Origin of the sequence: Streptomyces sp. YS-3 (genome assembly GCF_045257485.1) — a bacterium.
Taxonomy (GTDB): Bacteria; Actinomycetota; Actinomycetes; order Streptomycetales; family Streptomycetaceae; genus Streptomyces.
On sequence record NZ_JBJHPC010001115.1, the window covers coordinates 1 to 864 of the forward strand.

The following is an 864-nucleotide window of genomic DNA, read 5'->3' on the forward strand; positions in this document are numbered from 1 at the left end:
CCCCGGAGAACCCGCCCCCGCTCAGGCGCGCTTCTCGCCCAGCACGTGCAACTGCGTCGCCACGGAGTGGAACGCGGGCAGCTCGGCCGCCGCCGCCTCCAGCTTGAGCAGGGCGTCCAGCGCCCCCGGCTCGGTGTCCACCAGGACCCCGGGCACCAGGTCGGCGAAGACCCGTACCCCGTGCACCGCCCCGACCTCCACACCGGTCGCCGCGACCAGCTCGGTGAGCTGCTCGGCCGTGAACCGCCGCGGCACCGGGTCGCCGTCGCCCCAGCGCCCGGCCGGGTCGCCCAGCGCCCGGCGGGCCTCGGTGAAGTGCCCGGCGAGCGCGCGGGCGATCACGGCGCCGCCGAGACCGGCCGCGAGCAGGCTCAGCGCCCCCTCGGCGCGCAGCGCGTCCACCGCGTTGCGCACGCCCGCGGCCGGGTCCTCCACGTACTCCAGGACGCCGTGGCACAGCACCGCGTCGTAACCCCCGCGCTCCACCACGTCGAACAGGCCGAGCACATCGCCCTGCACACCGCGGACCCGGTCGGCCACCTCGGCCTCGGCGGCCCGGCGCTCCAGGGCGAACAGCGCGTTCGGGCTGGGGTCGACCACGGTGACGCGGTGGCCGAGGCGGGCGAGGGGCACCGCGAAGTTGCCCGAGCCGCCGCCGGTGTCCAGGACGTCCAGCGCCTCGCGCCCGGTCGCCTTGACCCGGCGGTCGAGGGCGTCCTTGAGGACCTCCCAGACCACGGCGGTACGGAGAGAGGCGCGGGGGCGCATGGGGTCCGGCACGGCAGTTGACTCCTCGGCGCGGCGCCGCCGCGGGGCGGCGGGGCAAAGAACGGTGAAGGCCCGACCACCCTATTGCCTCGGGGG

1 protein-coding gene is annotated in these 864 nt (G+C 77.1%); it reads right to left on the reverse strand.

What is annotated here, in order from left to right; genetic code table 11:
• Positions 1 to 21: 21 nt before the first annotated feature.
• Positions 22 to 780 (reverse strand): class I SAM-dependent methyltransferase, encoded by a 759-nt coding sequence (locus tag ACJA3G_RS37840; protein WP_406557524.1) that lies wholly within the window; start codon positions 778 to 780, stop codon positions 22 to 24.
• Between the last annotated feature and the right edge of the window lie 84 nt (positions 781 to 864).